Origin of the sequence: Paenibacillus polymyxa (assembly GCF_018614975.1) — a bacterium.
In the GTDB taxonomy this organism is placed as follows: domain Bacteria; phylum Bacillota; class Bacilli; order Paenibacillales; family Paenibacillaceae; genus Paenibacillus; species Paenibacillus polymyxa_E.
Window position 1 is genome coordinate 505,841 of the sequence record NZ_JAGGNR010000008.1, and the last position, 17,231, is coordinate 523,071.

General features: G+C 42.7%; 20 protein-coding genes and 1 pseudogene. 2 read left to right on the forward strand and 19 right to left on the reverse strand.

All coding sequences use genetic code 11. The annotated features are described in order from the left end of the window. Positions 1–115 precede the first annotated feature (115 nt). From J7E78_RS29260 to J7E78_RS05605, 9 genes are all read right to left on the reverse strand, one after another. Positions 116–454, reverse strand: a complete 339-nt coding sequence (locus J7E78_RS29260) for a hypothetical protein (RefSeq protein ID WP_251034882.1) — start codon at positions 452–454, stop codon at positions 116–118. Next, on the reverse strand, positions 376–675 hold the full coding sequence (locus J7E78_RS29265; RefSeq protein ID WP_251034830.1) for a phosphotransferase: 300 nt from the start codon (positions 673–675) through the stop codon (positions 376–378). Before J7E78_RS29265 ends, J7E78_RS29260 begins: the two co-directional genes overlap by 79 nt. Before the next feature lie 111 nt (positions 676–786). Next, complete coding sequence (locus tag J7E78_RS05575; protein ID WP_047842597.1) at positions 787–1,062, reverse strand: hypothetical protein; 276 nt, start codon at positions 1,060–1,062, stop codon at positions 787–789. A 175-nt stretch (positions 1,063–1,237) separates the two neighbouring features. Beyond that, positions 1,238–1,777 (reverse strand): GNAT family N-acetyltransferase, encoded by a 540-nt coding sequence (locus tag J7E78_RS05580; protein WP_215075316.1) that lies wholly within the window; start codon positions 1,775–1,777, stop codon positions 1,238–1,240. A gap of 204 nt (positions 1,778–1,981) precedes the next feature. Beyond that, on the reverse strand, positions 1,982–3,169 hold the full coding sequence (locus tag J7E78_RS05585) for a glycoside hydrolase family 5 protein (RefSeq protein ID WP_215075317.1): 1,188 nt from the start codon (positions 3,167–3,169) through the stop codon (positions 1,982–1,984). Positions 3,170–3,376: 207 nt separating this feature from the next. Further along, positions 3,377–3,793 (reverse strand): hypothetical protein, encoded by a 417-nt coding sequence (locus J7E78_RS05590; RefSeq protein ID WP_215075318.1) that lies wholly within the window; start codon positions 3,791–3,793, stop codon positions 3,377–3,379. A gap of 26 nt (positions 3,794–3,819) precedes the next feature. After that, positions 3,820–4,575 (reverse strand): alpha/beta fold hydrolase, encoded by a 756-nt coding sequence (locus tag J7E78_RS05595; RefSeq protein WP_215075319.1) that lies wholly within the window; start codon positions 4,573–4,575, stop codon positions 3,820–3,822. Further along, the gene (locus J7E78_RS05600) at positions 4,572–5,072 is read right to left on the reverse strand and encodes a GNAT family N-acetyltransferase (protein ID WP_215075320.1); all 501 of its coding nucleotides are present in this window, start codon (positions 5,070–5,072) and stop codon (positions 4,572–4,574) included. The genes J7E78_RS05595 and J7E78_RS05600 overlap by 4 nt, the downstream gene beginning before the upstream one ends. Positions 5,073–5,095: 23 nt before the next feature. Further along, positions 5,096–5,452, reverse strand: coding sequence for an NIPSNAP family protein (locus J7E78_RS05605; RefSeq protein ID WP_215075321.1), 357 nt, complete (start codon positions 5,450–5,452; stop codon positions 5,096–5,098). A 348-nt stretch (positions 5,453–5,800) separates the two neighbouring features. On the opposite strand from J7E78_RS05605, the gene J7E78_RS05610 reads away from it, so the two are divergent. Beyond that, positions 5,801–6,385, forward strand: a complete 585-nt coding sequence (locus tag J7E78_RS05610; protein WP_215075322.1) for an SMI1/KNR4 family protein — start codon at positions 5,801–5,803, stop codon at positions 6,383–6,385. Between the two features lie 123 nt (positions 6,386–6,508). Here J7E78_RS05610 and J7E78_RS29270 read toward each other — a convergent pair. The 10 genes and pseudogenes from J7E78_RS29270 to J7E78_RS05655 form a co-directional block, all read right to left on the reverse strand. Then, positions 6,509–6,685 (reverse strand): annotated as a pseudogene (locus tag J7E78_RS29270) (GNAT family N-acetyltransferase); the annotation flags it as partial. A 132-nt stretch (positions 6,686–6,817) separates the two neighbouring features. Next, positions 6,818–7,348, reverse strand: a complete 531-nt coding sequence (locus tag J7E78_RS05615) for a P-loop nucleotide/nucleoside kinase family protein (RefSeq protein WP_215075323.1) — start codon at positions 7,346–7,348, stop codon at positions 6,818–6,820. Positions 7,349–7,360: 12 nt separating this feature from the next. Further along, positions 7,361–7,540, reverse strand: coding sequence for a GNAT family N-acetyltransferase (locus tag J7E78_RS05620; RefSeq protein WP_215075555.1), 180 nt, complete (start codon positions 7,538–7,540; stop codon positions 7,361–7,363). 12 nt (positions 7,541–7,552) lie between these two features. Beyond that, on the reverse strand, positions 7,553–7,891 hold the full coding sequence (locus J7E78_RS05625) for a hypothetical protein (protein WP_251034832.1): 339 nt from the start codon (positions 7,889–7,891) through the stop codon (positions 7,553–7,555). A 207-nt stretch (positions 7,892–8,098) separates the two neighbouring features. After that, on the reverse strand, positions 8,099–9,163 hold the full coding sequence (locus J7E78_RS05630; protein ID WP_215075324.1) for a polysaccharide deacetylase family protein: 1,065 nt from the start codon (positions 9,161–9,163) through the stop codon (positions 8,099–8,101). 221 nt (positions 9,164–9,384) lie between these two features. Beyond that, positions 9,385–10,437: an ABC transporter substrate-binding protein gene (locus J7E78_RS05635; RefSeq protein ID WP_215075325.1), complete on the reverse strand. Its 1,053-nt coding sequence runs from the start codon at positions 10,435–10,437 to the stop codon at positions 9,385–9,387. A gap of 108 nt (positions 10,438–10,545) precedes the next feature. Next, positions 10,546–11,520, reverse strand: a complete 975-nt coding sequence (yjfF, locus tag J7E78_RS05640; protein ID WP_215075326.1) for a galactofuranose ABC transporter, permease protein YjfF — start codon at positions 11,518–11,520, stop codon at positions 10,546–10,548. Beyond that, the gene (locus tag J7E78_RS05645; protein ID WP_215075327.1) at positions 11,510–12,553 is read right to left on the reverse strand and encodes an ABC transporter permease; all 1,044 of its coding nucleotides are present in this window, start codon (positions 12,551–12,553) and stop codon (positions 11,510–11,512) included. The genes yjfF and J7E78_RS05645 overlap by 11 nt, the downstream gene beginning before the upstream one ends. Before the next feature lie 4 nt (positions 12,554–12,557). Beyond that, complete coding sequence (locus J7E78_RS05650) at positions 12,558–14,069, reverse strand: sugar ABC transporter ATP-binding protein (protein WP_215075328.1); 1,512 nt, start codon at positions 14,067–14,069, stop codon at positions 12,558–12,560. Positions 14,070–14,154: 85 nt separating this feature from the next. Further along, positions 14,155–15,177: an ABC transporter substrate-binding protein gene (locus J7E78_RS05655; RefSeq protein WP_215075329.1), complete on the reverse strand. Its 1,023-nt coding sequence runs from the start codon at positions 15,175–15,177 to the stop codon at positions 14,155–14,157. 242 nt (positions 15,178–15,419) lie between these two features. On the opposite strand from J7E78_RS05655, the gene J7E78_RS05660 reads away from it, so the two are divergent. Beyond that, a complete protein-coding gene (locus tag J7E78_RS05660; RefSeq protein WP_215075330.1) occupies positions 15,420–17,231 on the forward strand; it encodes a cache domain-containing sensor histidine kinase in 1,812 nt (603 codons plus the stop codon).

Here is a 17,231-nt window from a genome sequence, read left to right on the forward strand (position 1 = left end):
TGTATTGTTGATCACAATTGTTGAAAATGAATAGAAAGGAATTCATAGGGATTCGAAAGATGGAAACAAAAAAAACCGCTGTCCAGCCCGTAGGCTATCACGCGGTCTATTAGCATTACCTTTCCACCCATTCATCCCAATGGTTTTCAAGAAAAATGACTTCTTTCTCATAGTGGGCCAGATGACCCTCCTCGACCATCTTCATAAAAGCAACATCTCCATCAGCCGCATGATCAGTCAGTGTTTTACACATGAAACGGATGCGGGAAACGACCCACTCCTTCAAATCTGCTGGAACACTCAGACCGTATGTAGCCATGAATAAGGCAATCCTCTGTTTTCGAACAGTTACGTGCGCCTGGCTGGCGTATGGCATTACACCCTTTCCATCCATCTCTGGTGAAAATTCTGCGAGTGGAATGGAGGCATACAAGGCATAGGCGATATCCCACATTCGCGGCCCGGACCCGCCATATCAAAATCAATAATGCCTTGAGGACAGCCATCCTTGAACACCACATTATACGGCGCAAAATCGTTATGACATACAACTTCATCTTCAGTTATGCCTGGATATCTGTTCGTTGATACTGATGTTGTTGTAAATCCAACGGTCGCATCATGGTAACTTCTCAACAGTTTCGCGACTTCAATCAAAGATTCATCTGACCACATATGGATTTGGTTTCGTATGCCGGCGTACCGTCTCACCTATTCTGATGACCTGATTCACATTACCTCCCGATAACACTTCCTCCTGTTTGACCAATTTCATCCCTCCTCAAGCTAAACTTCCTTGTTATGCCCATGATTACGATTTTTCTTATAACTCCCCGGGAATCCCGCGACCAATAGTATGAATCCAACAAAGAACATGAAGTATACAAGTAAACCTGTTGGATGCTCGTTCATCTGAGCAAACTGGGGTACGTTGGTCCCTCCTGAAGCGTATCCTGCTTCTACTATAGCGACAGAGACTCGTATTGAAATTCTCTCCATCGTTGAAATAAACACACTGCCAAGCATGAGGACTACACCCAAAATCTTGTTGATATTGTTCATTTAATGCCTCCTTGATTAACCGCACACAATATTGCATACGCTTTATCTACTTATGTGACTTTCGATTCTCTATTCCATATTCCTGCATTTATGTCCAAATATGTTCCATTTTCAATCTCATCATATCAAATAGCGGCGTCATCACTGACGCCGCTGTTGACGCTCTCTGAATAAGTTACGTAGCTACCACTTGGTGCAGATCCATACTATTTTCAAAAAAGGCTGACCGTTCAACATAATACAGATCATACATCTGTTCATTCATATTGATCCGTTGATATACATCTGGATACACATCATTGGCTAATTTCACATAAGGCAGTTTTTGTACGGCTTTTCTGGATCTTATATTTTGTTTGCGTATCTTCATAAATACCCTTTCAATCCCATGTTCCAGAAACAGTTCAACAAAAAAGGCGGATTTCGCTCTTTGGCTGTAACTATTTCCAAAAAAGGGTGATCCAATCCATGTGGCTAAAAAACCGGTTTGCTGCTCAATATGATATAGATCAATGGTACCAATAGGCTGCCCTGTTTCATTCAAAATGGTGCGGGAAATCACTGTCTTTTGCTCTTCTTCGGCCATCAATTGTTTAGTCAGGAATAGGTATTGTTCATACGATTGGCATTGATAACGAACGTAAGGAGAAACTGCGGGGTCCATCATTAAGCTGTACAGTGAAAGGCATTCCTGCAAATCACGTTTTTTTAACATTCTGTCTACCACCTAGTCCTTTTAGTTCGCTATATCAAGCAAATTAAGTATATAAAAGCTATTGTGGGATTTAATGAATTCTGTATGTGGCTTATGTAAAATGCATTGGTAAATGTTGTTCAACTTCATCTCCGGGTAGCACAAAAAACGGCATGTCCCTTTTGAAGGAACACGCCGTTTGCACGGATGCAGATAGACAGTAAATTATTGCATACCTTGCATGATTGCATTAATGATATTTTGCTGAGTCACGGTATTATTCGAGCGGTTAAACAATGCGAATCCATGTTGACCATTATACCCATTGTCCCAATAAACAGGAACCATTTTGTATTTCTTGGCTTTTGCTGTAACCGCTTTGGCGTAAGCAGCGCGATATACATTGTTGGTTGAATCGTACGACGTTTTATCAATCGAACCAAACTCACCAATCACTACAGGATAGCCTTGAGTCACAAATTTATCGTACATGGACTTGAACTGCGATTCCAGGTAATCCTCTTGTCCCCAAGTAGACTTTTTGGCAGGATTCGTTGCTGTTGCACCCCACTGCGTGATATTGCCGTTTTCCTCACCTGCAAAATCCCACGGAGAGTAATAGTGTGCCGAGATCATGATTCTCTTCTGCCAACTAGGAATAGCTGCGGATCTGTAATTATCTGTCGGAAGAGCAAAGCCATAATTACCAACAGTGTAGTCAATATTGGTATTCCAGCCTGGAATCAGCAACCATCTGGCATTGTTGTTACCTCCAGTCTGACGAACCGTATCCACAAAGATCTGATTGTAGGCATTCAGGTTGGCGTAATACGCCGAGTTCGGATTGCCATAGTTGCCATCAAATACTTCGTTCATGGATTCGAAAATAAGACGGTCATTGTAGTTGCTGAACTTGGTAGCAATCTGCTGCCATACCTTCTTATATTTCTCCTTAATGGCAGTCTGATTGCCACCATTCACGAGCAGCCATCCACCCTGTACGGAATTGTATCCATCGCCATGAATATTGATGATGACATATAGACCTTCATTGTATGCATAGTCCACGACTTGCTTAATTCGATTCAGCCATGCCGCATTAATTGTATAATTGGGAGCGCTTCCAATGTTGTTTAAATAGGAGACAGGGATACGAATCGTTTTGAATCCTGCCGCTTTTACCTTTTGGATCAGCGCCGGAGTCACCGTAGGATTACCCCAAGCTGTCTCACTCGGTGTGCCGTTCACCGCTGCTTCCAGCTGATTGCCCAGATTCCAACCTGCACCCATCTCAGCCACCACTTGCGAAGCATCTGCTGCTGATGCTTTAGGGCTCCATCCGGTAAAGGCCACGGCAGCCACTAACACAAGCGCTAAGCTGCTGATGCTGAATTTCTTCCATTTTTTGAACATAACCATACCTCCGCTTATTCTATTATTTTTAACAAGCAGTGCAGTTAATCTATGCATACAGATTGAATGATTCGAGAATACGTGCCTCCTCTCTCTATCGATCAAACAAATGAGTTTTTCGCCCGCCACCAACATAATAACACATTTATGGAAAATAAAGCGATATCTTTATTGTTTTTTGTGACTATTTACTACAAAATAACCCATCTATCCGTTTAAGTGGATTGCTTGAATTTGTTCTCTATCCAAATCAATAATCATGATGTGATCGCGCATAATGTTATCTCCGCAAGATATGGTTGCGCCGTAGTCGGTTATACTGTTAAATGTGATATCCACGCGATAGACTTCAATCTCATTAAACCAATTCTGATGTACCTTTTCATGAAGTTCATTCTCATAATATTCTCGAAAGACAGTCTCACAAGTTGAAAACCACTTAATGTAGTCTTCTATTTTATGAACCATTGAATCTAACGGTGTATTAGTGGACACATATATTCGGACGTCATTTAAATCCTCATCCTGTATGCAATGTTTAAATATTTGTACTGTATTTTGCAGTGTGTAACACCGGTAACTCTCATCACTCTCTTCTTCAAGCTCAATAAATTCACTGAACAATATGATCTTGCTCCTCTCAATGCATATTAAAATAGCTCATTTAACCACTTTACGAATTTTTCTTTCTCTTCAAACTGTGGGTAATGCGCCGACTCGTTGAATACAATGAAGTCTTTGATCGGTGCATCCAATACGTCAAAATAATCACGTGCTGCATTCGCGGTGGTCATATAATCATATTTACCCGTTACAAAATAGGTAGGAATCTCCAGTTGATCAACAATTTCGGGTAAATTTTGATCAAATGCTTCCTTCAGTAAGATGTCTTGTGAACTGAACATCCCTGAATAAAAGCGAATCATATCCAGCCCATTGTATTCGGGATTAAAAAGGAATCCTGAAATATAATCTCTATTCTCATGGATGAGCCTGGCTGCACCACCGTACTTTTGCAACAAAATTCTAGGCGTAAGTTCCTTTCCTTGCTCGATCGAGCTGCGAATTAGCTCCAGTTTTTGAACGTCCTCTGCATTACCCGCTTGTTTAGCTTGCTCGTACGTGTACTCCAAACTTTCCAGTTCGCTCTGAAGTGTATTAGCCATCTGTCCAATGCCTATATAAGCGTGAAACTGAGTGGGTGCTTTAGCTGCAGCTTTCATCCCGATGTATGTACCAAATGAATGACCAATTAATATAACCTTCTCTTGACCTAACTCCTTAGATACATAATCTCTTACCGCTAACAAATCATCTACTAATACATCTGTTGTCAGATTCGAGTAATCCTCAAAAAAGTGATAGGACTTCCCACTCCCGCAAGATCCAATAATTCGAATTCTCATTTACTCCCCTCAATCGAGTATACTGCTACATTTTTCCCTATTATGTCTACATCCTTCTCGTGTTTCATGCCATTCTTTTGCGCGACTTTCATAGAACCCACATTGCCATGTTGAATTAACGATATTAATCTTTTCTGCTTCAAGTGATCCATGCCATATTCTTTCCACGCTTTTGCTTGTTCATATCCGTAACCCATTCCCCAGTATTGCTCTATAACCCAGTAACCAACTTCAAGCTCATCATTGCCTTCAATGACTTGAGGAATCAGTCCAGAGGTTCCAATTAACTTGTTATCCTCTTTATTGAATGCGAGGAAAAGCCCTTTATCGTCTTTATTCCAGTTGATGAACTTTTCCAGGCTTTGCATGGTTTCTTCCTTGGTCCAGGGTACTCCATGTCTTATAAATTTCATCATATTTGGCTCACGTGTCATCTCAAAAAGTAAATCGAAATCATTTTTGGTATATTTCCGAAATATAAGTCGTTCTGTCTCCATCTTTCTCTCAACTCCTTCTTCATTCATTTCAAAATCGTTTGTTCGCGATCTACTGTCGATGTGAAAAACGCTTGCCTAATCTCTTCTCGAAATACTTCTTTATACCGATGTCTTCCAATCTGATCAAAACGGGCTTGAACTCGCTTTACGTGTTCTGTATCTAATTTTATCTTTTTCTCAATCTCTTCGTATTGTTCAAGGGTATCGTATTCCCACATCGCAAAAATTTCGCTGGTTTCATCATCGATTGGTGTGTGCCATCTCCCAATAAGTCTTGATCCGTATTTCAATTGGGATAGCAGCAAAATATCATTAAATAGAGCATTAAACTCATCTACAAAAGAAGTCGCAATAATATAGGTTTTTCTCCGATATATCATCAGATACCCCCTAATACAATGTAATCGCATTCATCTATATTCAAATATCATGGGAGATTTTCATTCACTTACATCCTGGTTGTTGAGCTAGCTCCTCTATATCGTTACTATAAATCTATATTACAATTACTTACATAATTGTACTACGAAAGCATGGGAGGGTCTATCTAAGCTTAGCAGTTAATCCCATTCGCCTTCATCACCAGACGTATCAATAAACTAGAGAAAAATGATAAACTGATCTTAGAATACAGAACATATTGAAGGGTAGGGGATTTCATACCAACGAAGTACTTTGACTTTATCTGTTTATATTTGCTTTATATTTTATGATTGGAGGACAACATAATGGATTTGGTTAACAAATTTTTAAATGGATTGAGAGCAGCATTATCAACTGAAGAACTTGAGGAACTAAATACAGCGAGCGGTGCTACAAAAGAAGATATAACTACATTAAGATCAGAATATCCAAATTGTCCAGAATCACTAATCGGTTTACTTGAAAATATGGATGGTACATATTGGAGGAAGTACGGAGAAAAAGAAATTGCGGTTTGTATTCTTGGCTCAGATGTTGAAGAAGGTAGATATCCATATTATTTACTTTCTACCAAACAAATGCTCGAAAGTTCAAAAAAAGAAGAAGACGTCTCTTATCTTTTAGAATACGAAGATGAAGAGGATGCCGTTGACTCTAAGATCAATCCTGAGGGGCTTCTTCCAGGGAGGTATATTCATTTTTCAGACTGTATGAATAATGGTGGAACATCAAGACTTTATATTGATTTTAACCCTACTGATGAAGGTGTATGTGGTCAGATTGTTCGCTTTTTGCACGACCCTGACGAATACGTAGTGATTTCAAACAGCTTTGACGAGTATTTACAGGGGCTTATTGACAGTGATTTTGTTTATCTAAATGAAGAATGAAGAAATATAGCTTCGATAGATCTGTATAAAGTTGCACATACATTTGTTTAGAAGAATAAAAGAGACAGCTTTCTCGCTGTCTCTTTTATAATTGATCTTTTAAATCATGGATGCCTCTTGAGACTATGACTGCTCATATTCAGTTTTCAAGATACTCATGCAAACACTATCCCAGTATTTCCCCTTTTTATATATCTTCTTTCTGTATCTTCCTTCTTCTTTAAAGCCACATTTTAAATAACATTTGTAAGCAGTCTCATTATACTCGTACACTTCAAGTTCTAATCTGTTTAAATTCAGCTCGATAATCCCCCCCCCCACGAATTTTTTTCTTTTGCATCATTCTTAATAAAATCTAATGCTTGTTTCTACCTTTTATTGGTTATTCAACGCTCGTGCATTTTTACAATTCGAAGCCTAATAACAGTACAGTTATTTCAATCGATATTTCTCATTATTTATAATTTCACTTATGATTTCAGGTAGTTGATCTTCTGTAAAATGATTAGTATACAGCTTGTTATCTACTCTCAGATCCGGATGATTTTCAAACTCATCCAGCAGAATTATACTTCTTTCTTTCATTTGATGTTCTTCTGCTCTTAGACGGTCTCTACGAATAATGGTTTGACGATCCACCATCAGTACAACATAGATTATGCGAACATGATAGTCTTCCAATTCTGTCATTAATCCATCAATGTCTTCAGGAAAGGCCACATAATCCAGCACTACATCGTATTTATAATCCAATAAGTTTTTCACTAGGCTAGATATATTTTTCCAAGTTAAGTCATTTGTATCCTTATCAAGCCAGGGTTTACCTCGCCCTTTGACCGGAAAGTGACTAACCGCATCTCCAGAAATGTAGGCACTTTTATCTAAAGTCTGAACCAGCAGCTTGGAAGTTGTAGATTTCCCTACTCCAGGGGGGCCAGATATAATATATAGGTTTCTACTCATTTCGTATTCTCCTTACAATATCTTTTGGAAACTTCCAATATCCAGTTTTCTATCAAATTTATATCCAATCTCTTTAAACAGAGCACATTGTTCATAACCATTTTTCTCAAATAATGATTTACTTCTTGTATTCTCCATGCAAATCGTCGCAATTAAGGTATGGAATCCTTGTTCTTTAGCAATCTTTTCAATAAAACGCGTAAATTATTTGGATAGGACCTTCTTCAATATGAGTTCTATGATTTCACTGGTCTCCAGATGATCGGTAATAATGCGAGTTTGAAATTGTTCATCCTTGAAAGCTTCAACACACTTTGATGCTTGTTGATATTGCCAGCCTCCATATTCATCTCCACGTTTAGCCAAACGATGATAAATCGTCTCTTCTGTAGCCGTAAAGCAAAAATGATGAATGTCCTGATCGATTTCTTTCAAACCGTTATAAATGTAATTAAAGTTTTCCTCTTTATAGATGGTCATGGGGACAATTAAGTGTTTGTTGTATTTCTGCTGCAGAAGTTTTTCCCGAACCAAACGCTCCATTAATCATGATGATCATTTAATCCTTTCACTCCCATTCAATGAAATTTTTCAATAGAAACCAAATTCTTCTGATATACAATTTCATCCATTATAAATCTTCCCCTTCCACTTTTGTGTTACAAAATGGAAAAAAACATAATGAAATCCCATTGAGCTTCCAATGGGATTTCATATTTGTACATTATTTTTCAATTAACCCTGCGATAATTAATTTATTTCCAAGTAATCAATGTACACGTCCCATGTCCCGTCATCTGCGGTTACAACCAGCTGAATCTCCTGGTTTCCAATGCCGTGACTAACATTATTAAGCGTATAGACCGCAGGGTTGTTTCCGCCAAAGTAAAAGGTACCCTTCGTCTGTCCGCCAATCTTCAAATCAACTCTAGCCATATTGGCATTGTTTGAAGCCGCACGAAGCGAAAAATTATGGATTCCACTTGCAAAATATTGCGTGTATTTAACCAAATCATTGTTGGCGTACAGCACCACTCCGTTGAAAGGGGAGCTTATATTCCCGGTGTACTGACCACCTTTGGTCATATTCTCGGCTTCTACTTTTGTTGAAGTACCTGGGGGATTGGTGGTGCCGCCATCAGGCGCAACTGCCCGACCTGTCGTTGGTGAGATCATGCCGGAGCAAAGGCCACGATTCTTCAGATTTTGTGCAATTTGCGGAATGGCCTGAAGTGTCGTCTGGTACTGATCATGCATTAGAATGACATCCCCACTTTTCATTGTGTTCACAGCCGCTACAATCTGGGCTGCGCTGGCACCATTCCAGTCTTGGGAATCTACGTTCCACAGCACTTCCTTCAGACCGTTTTGGCTCACAACGGATTTCAAGGTCGCATTTGTCGCACCGTAAGGAGGTCTGAACAGTTTAGGTGAACTTCCAGTAATGGACTGAATCGTCTGCTGTGTCCGTGTAATCTCTGACGACATCTGAGAGCTGTTTAATGTAGTCATATTCGGATGTGTATAGGAATGATTGCCAATCCACATTCCAGCTGCCACCTGTGCAGTAACCAGAGATTGATTATTTTGCGCATTTTGTCCAACATTGAACATCGTTGCCCGTAAGCCAGCCTGCTTCAACGCGTTAAGCATGTTTGTTGTATTTCCAGATGGACCATCATCAAACGTCAGACCCACATAACCATTCGGACAACTTGCATCTGCAGCACGAGCATCAGGCACCGCCGGAATAGAAAACAAGGTACCGAAAAGTGCGAGAGATATTACCGCCTTTGCCAGCTTTACTTTGAACATAAAATTACCTCCTCATATTATATTCACAGCATAATACCTTCTACACTCCCTCTCTTTATCGGACGTTCACCCCTTCAATAAAAGCGCTTTCAAATGTATGCAATCTGCTGTGTACTTTCTCTTAGATAAGAACTTTTAGTTCAAGGTAAATTAAGTATAAACGATACGTTTATTTAAAGTAAATTGAATTTTATCCAAAATGTTCTATTTTTTCATGTGTTCTAGAATCGCCTGTTGTACATCTCCCGTCTAGCACTCTCCTGTGTAAAAATGTCCTCCGGGGGCACCATGCGCTTCGGGAGTGTACGCCCTGCAATAATTTCTTTGGTAGCCTGCATAAGCTGAGGACCTAGCAGCGGGTTACATTCCACGACAGCGTTGATTTTTCCACTCGCCAGAATTTCAAGTGCTTTGCGGGAGCCGTCCACCGAGACAATGATAATGTCCTCTCCCGGCTTCAGCCCAACTTCTTCTATCGCTTGTATAGCGCCAAAAGCCATTTCATCATTGTGGGCAAAAAGAACATGCGGCCGTTCGTCTTCCGGAACTTGAAGGAATTCTTTCATCACTTGTTTCCCGTTGTCCTCCGTAAAATCGGCAGGAGCACTTTGTGAGAAGATGATATCTGCTCTGGTTTCGAAAATGCTTCTAAAGCCCTCACCACGCTGGATGGAAGGCGTAGAACCACTCGTACCTTGCAGTTCGGCAATCCGTATCAAACCCGGATGATTTCGCATCCGATCCTGAATGTACTTCCCGGCCTTCACACCTTCCTCATAAAAGTCCGATCCAATCGTTGTCACAAAAAGTGAAGTGTCTTTGACATCAACTGACCGGTCTACGATGATCACGGGTATACCTGCATCCCTGGCCTCCTGAAGAATACCATCCCAGCCCGATTCCACGACCGGTGCAATGGCAATGACATCCACCTTTTGCCTGATGAACGACCGAACAGCCTCGAACTGTTTCGTCTGAGACTGTTCTGCATTTTTTATTACAAGGGAGATTCCCGATTCAGCCGCAGCATTGCGAATAGACGTGGAGTTTGCCAGACGCCAGGCACTCTCTCTGCCCAGTTGTGAAAAACCCAAGACAATCGGTTTCGTAGAGGTATCCCTTGCTACCGCTGATTCCATCCATTCCTCAACGGAGGGAAGAGTTTCGAAGTTGTTAGACGAGATGGGAGGAGGAACAGATTCAGACTCAGGGGTTGTGCAGCCGACAAGCAGCAGTAGAATGAACAAGCACAACCCGTTCACATGTCTTCTCACTCACGCATCCCCCATCTCCATGTTACGCTCAGCATTCACCAATGCAGAGCGCATATTGTTATATCATTGTTTCGGTATCTGTATTCAATATCATTTACTTCGATCAACTTAATGCAGTGATTTCGAGGATACTCGCCGCCCGCTAAGAAGTCGCTGGAACAAAATAAAAACAAATAGCATTAGGCCAATCACAATCTTGGTCCACCATGAGCTGAGCGTACCTTCGAAGCTAATTATAGTTTGGATAGCCCCCTGGATCAATACACCAATAAAGGTTCCCGCCACATACCCTACACCACCTGTTAACAGGGTGCCTCCGATCACAACAGCGGCGATGGTATCCAGTTCAAGACCCATGGCGTGTAATCCATAACCGGATAACATATAGAAGGTGAAGACAACACCGGCAAGCGCGGAGCACAAACCGCTGAACGTGTACACCAGGATTTTGGTACGTGCAACCGGCAGTCCCATGAGCAGCGTGGATTGCTCGCTTCCGCCGATGGCGTAAACGTTGCGCCCGAACCGGGTGTAATGTGCCAGGTAGATCGCGAGCAGTACAATAACCAGAGCAATAATCACATTAATGGAGACAAAGCTGCCCCCTGGCAGAGAAATTTTCGTCTGCGCAACCTGTGTGTAAAATGGATTCGTAATGGTAATGGTGTCGAGACTGATGACATAACACAGCCCCCGCGCCAAAAACATGCCTGCCAATGTCACGATGAAGGGCTGGATTTTGAAATAGTGGATGATCGCCCCCATGACTGTGCCAAAGAGCGCACCCATGACAAGCACCATTGGTATAACAATCGCAGGCGACCATCCTTGCTTCTCGACCAGACTTGCGCTAATGATGGTCGTCAGCGCAATGACAGAACCTACCGACAGGTCGATTCCTCCCGATACAATCACAAAAGTCATGCCAATCGCCGTGATAATCAGAAATGCGTTATCAATGAGAAGATTAAGCAGTACCTGTGTGGAGAAGAACCCCGTATACCGGAAAGAGCCTATGGCAAACATCACGGCCAGCAAACCGAAGGTGACAAAGACCGGGAGATACTTACGATTAAGAAACATGGCGGTTAACCCCCTGTTCGGCTGGAAACTTCCGTTTTTTCCAACGGATCACCATGGAATTGCGGAATGAATCGGATTGAATCAAACATACGGCCAGTACAACAAAGGCTTTGACAACCAACGTAACTTCTGGCGGGACTCCAATCATATAGATCGTCGTTGTTAAGGTTTGGATAATGAGTGCTCCAACGACGGTACCCATTAGATAGAAACGGCCACCATTGAGCGAAGTACCCCCGATGACTACAGCAAGAATAGCATCAAGTTCATACCACAGACCTGCGTTATTGCCATCCGCACTGGATACATTTGAGCTGAGAATAAGCCCGGCAATGCCGGCACACAGACCACAGAAGACATATACCGTGAGAATAACCGTTTTTGAACGAATACCTGCCAGTTGGCTCGCGTTTGCGTTACTTCCGACCGATTCAATAAACAGTCCCAGTGCCGTTTTTCTTGTCAACAATGAGGCAACAAGCAGAACAGTTAATACGATGAAGATGGAAAAAGGCAATGCTGCAAGCGAACCTGCCCCGATATAGGCGTAGTTCGCGTTGGATACAGTAATAATCTGTCCACTCGTAATCAATTGCGCAATCCCACGTCCAGCTACCATCAGTATAAGCGTTGCAATAATGGGCTGGATTCGGGCAACCGAAACCAGCGCCCCGTTCCATATGCCCAAGATCAGTGAGAGACCTATAGATAATCCAAGTGCAACCAACACAAGCCAGAGCGAACTCTGATCCACTCCTCTGCTGATGCTCATACAAGCCACGGCACCGGAGATCGCTACAATGGAGCCCACGGACAAATCGATACCTCCGGTCGCAATCACCAGTGTCATACCGATCGATACCAGAATTAAGGGCGCTCCAAAATTGAGAATATCAATCAAGCTGCCATACAGATTCCCTTCACGCATGACGAGGGAGAAGAAATCCGGAGAGTACAGCAAATTAAAGATTAAAAGTAAACCAAGCATACACAACGGCCAAAACAAATGATGTTTACGCATCTTGCCCGCCATCTCTTTAACCTCCTGCCATTGCTTTCATGATTTGCTGTTGATCAATCTGATCCCCGCGAAGTTCTTGCACTTTTTTGCGGTCCCGGATTACGGCAATCCGGTGGCTGACACGAATCACTTCTTCCAGCTCGGACGAAATGAACAGCACGGCCATGCCCTGCTTCGACAGAGAGAGCACCAGCTTCTGTATCTCAGTCTTTGCACCGATATCAATTCCACGCGTAGGTTCATCGAGAATCAACAGATCGGGGTTCATCAGCAGCCACCGTGCAAGCAACACCTTTTGCTGATTACCGCCGCTCAGATTTTTAATTAAATGCTCCGGGTTTTTCGGATGGATATTTAACAGGTTGATGTACTTTTCGGCGATCTCACCCTGTTTCTTGCGTGAGATTGGTTTGGACCAACCTCGTGTCGCTTGTAAAGCCAGAATAATGTTCTCCCGAATGGTCAAATCATCGATTATGCCTTCGGTTTTACGATTCTCGGAGCAAAAAGCAATATTCTGATCAATTGCATGACGCGGCGACTTGACCGTACTTCCTGTATCCACAACGAGCAGCTTGCCTTCGTCCGAACGATCTGCACCAAAGAAAAGGCGAGCGATCTCAGTACGACCAGACCCCAATAACCCAGCCAAGCCCACAACTTCTCCCTTGCGAATGTCCAGATCAAACGGCTCAATCGCGCCTTTGCGTCCAAGTGCCTTAGCGGTAATTAACAGTTCTCCCGACTCCGCCTGAGCAGCATCCGCTTCCTTCGGAAGCTCCTCAAGCACCTCGAGCTCCTTGCCGATCATCTTGAGCACCAGTTCCATGCGTGGAAGTTCTGCGGCTATGTACTCTCCTTCCAATTCCCCGTTACGGAGCACCGTTAGACGATCCGACATTTCGTATACCTGATCAAGAAAATGAGTAACAAAAAGAATTGCGAGACCTTCACTCTTTAATTTGTGCATAATACGAAACAGTTGCTGAACCTCGTTTTTGTCCAGACTGGATGTGGGTTCATCCAATATGAGCACTTTTGCCGAGATGCTGAGTGCTCTTGCAATTGCAATCAGTTGTTGCATCGCGACCGAATAGGTCTGTAAAGGAGCCTTAACGTCGATGGACAGATGTAATCTGTCTCGCAGAAGGTTCTCCGCATCTTTGTTCATTTGCTTCCAATTGATTTTGCCAAATCGCATCGGCTCCCGACCGATGAAAATATTCTCAGCGACCGTTAAGTTCGGACAGAGATTGACCTCTTGGTAAACGGTACTGATTCCCGCCTTTTGCGCTTCAAGCGGACCGGAGATCGAGAGATCACGGTTATCCATCGTTACCGTTCCTTCGTCAATGGAATAAACGCCGGTCAGAACTTTAATAAGCGTCGACTTCCCCGCTCCATTCTCACCCATCAAGGCATGAATCTCGCCTGGAAACAAGCGAAAGCTGACGTTGGATAGCGCTTTAACCCCGGGAAATTGTTTGGTGATGCTTGTCATTTGCAAAATGGGTGCTTGCTCGGCCATATAACCCTCTCCTTTGTTATGGAAAAAAGTCATTTAGCGACAGCCTGGTCGAAAAATGACTTTTCGGTGTTATACGAATCTGCTTTTAATATTCGCGTGTTGGCAATGCTTCTTTGGCTTGCTCCGATGTGAAGGTCGTCTCATCCGTTACGATTCGGGCTTCGATGTCTTTCCCGTCTACTACGGCTTGAACCGCTTCCATTAGTTGAGGTCCTAACAACGGATTACATTCAACGATAAAGTTGATTTTGCCATCAGCAGCAGCCTGCATCCCATCCTTCACGGCATCCACAGAGATAATGGTAATATCTACGCCTGGTTTCAGTCCTGCCGCTTCAATGGCCTGAATTGCACCAAGTGCCATATCGTCATTATGTGCATAGAGAACATCGATTTTTTTATGTGCTTTGAGGAAAGCTTGCATGACTTCTTTGCCTTTGGCACGTGTAAAGTCACCCGATTGTGAAGCAATCACTTTAAGCTTTGAATTGGAAGCAATCAATTCTATAAAGCCCTCTTGACGGTCATTCGCTGGTGCGGAGCCTGTTGTACCCTGCAGCTCAACGATATTGATCTCGTCTTGTGTGTCCTTGTATTGGTCACTCAGCCACTGACCTGCTTTGCGTCCTTCTTCTACAAAGTCGGAACCAATAAAGGTCTTGTAGAGCGTTTTATCTGGCGAATCCACAGCTCGGTCCGTCAAAATCACGGGAATGCCTGCATCCTTCGCTTCCTTCAATACGGTATCCCAACCGGATTCTACAACAGGGGAAAAAGCAATCACCGTCACCTTCTGCTGGATGAAGGATCGCAAAGCTTTAATCTGATTTTCCTGCTTCTGCTGCGCATCGGAGAATTTCAAATCATAACCCGCTTCTTTGGCTGAATCCTGAATCGACTTGGTATTCGCCGAACGCCAGCCACTCTCCGCACCAACCTGCGAAAAACCAAGCGTAATTGTTTTGGTACTGGCAGGTGTACTGCCATTTCCACCCGTTGAAGTTTCATTATCGGAGCCTGCTCCTCCATTGGTACTGCTACATGCCGTGCTGACCAGCATCACCATAGCCAATGTTATGGCAAGTCCCCACTTTTTTTTGGTTCGCATGTTGTGATCCTCCCTTTTTCATTTCACCTTGTGGTGTGACCACATTATAGAACGCTTTCATTCCAAGCTTATATGGAGTCTCATACTTTATTTATGTAATAATTTAGTAATTTCAAAAAATGGGGTTTAAAAAGTGTAATTTCTTTGTTTAATTGTGTAGTATTTAACGATTCTCTTACATATTAGAAAATCATGTTATACTAATGATACATTTTTGATCCCTTCAGATGGAGTGGAATACGTTGAAACTCATTCAATGGATTGCTTCAAGCCTCAGGCTTAAATTACTCAGCATGTTTATCATCCTCAGTTCAGTACCGCTGATCGTGGTTGGATTGATTTCATACCACAAATCCTATACGGTCGTATCCAATCATAACAAGGCCTCGACACAACTCGTTGCCGACCAGCTTGCCAGGAACATTGACATCTTGTTTGAGGATACAGAACGGCTGCTCGAACTGGGCAAGAACCCGCAAGTGCTTCAATATCTGTATTCTCAATCGGAGTCCTACCCGGAAGCCAAAGCTATCCTTCAGACATACAATCTTTATCGGGAAACCTACAAGTATGACAAGGTACTTAATATCTCATTCGTGAATTTTTATGGAAAAGGCATAAGTGAACGAAAAGGCGTGTTTAAGCTGGAACGAAATCCGCTACGTAACCCGTACTTCAAGTATCTGATACAGTATCCGGATGCCATACTGCGCATCCCTCATTCTGCAGCCTATGCCGAATATAACAGGCTGGATGGGTTTGCTTACCCTAAACAGAATGCGCTTTCAATTATAACCACGGTCAAAGAGCGAATTACGCATGAGGTCATCGGGTTCATAGTAATTGATTTGAATGATTCGTTCATTGATAGTTTTTTGACGAATACCCCCATTAAGGATTCCGGTTTTTTCTATATTAGTGATCAACACGGAAATACACTCTTTAGGCCGGATGCCACCCCGGCATCCATAACCATGATGGATCAGATCCGATCGGTCCCTTTACATTTACAGCACGACAGCTTTATCCTGTCTGCAGGATCCAAGCCCCAGTTTGTTGTATACAGCACCTCAAAACAGACCGGATGGAAAATGATCGGGGTAGCTCCTTATCAGGAAATCATTGCAGAGGCCAATAGCATTCGCCAATTGATCATCATTACGGTTTTGCTAAGTGCTTTCTTTGCGATATCATTATATTTTTTCCTGAATAATCGACTGATTCTTCCCATCCGGATTCTGATGAACAAGATGCGTAAAGCTGCAAACGGTTACTTGGAAGCCAAAGTCACACCACACGGCTCGGACGAAATTGCTGATCTGGGCAAAAGTTTCAACGTGATGCTGGATAAGCTCAAAATGCTAATCGAAAAGAGCATTCGAGAGAATGAACAGGTGAAAATAGCTGAACTACGTACGCTGCAAGCTCAAATCAACCCTCATTTCCTCTATAACACGTTGGAATCCATCCTATGGATGGCTGAAGCAGAGAAAAAAGAAAATGTAATCAAACTTGTGCAAGCCCTCTCGAAGTTCTTTCGTTTGAGTCTGAACAAAGGATTCGACTGGGTATCCATTCAAACCGAGCTTGAACATGCGCGGAGTTACTTGGTTATTCAACAGATGAGGTACCACGATATTCTCACCTACGAGATCAGCGTTGATCGTGAGCTTCAGGATTATCCCATTTTGAAAATGACGCTGCAGCCCCTGATTGAAAACGCGCTCTACCATGGGATCAAGAACAAACGCGGTCAAGGGCTAATATCCATACACGGATATGTAGAGGACAATAACATCATTCTCACCGTACAAGACAACGGAATTGGCATGTCTGCGGATCGATTGGCACAATTACGTGAAGAGCTGGAGAAGCCGGCCGGTTCCCGTTCACCCCAAGATGACGAGCAGGAAGGCGGTTTCGGTCTGCTCAATGTACATCACCGGATTCGGCTCTACTTCGGACCAGCTTATGGCGTTGAAATGGAAAGTACGTATATGGAAGGAAGCACATTTATGATTCGTATCCCCAAAAGCAAGGAGGTTAACCGTTGA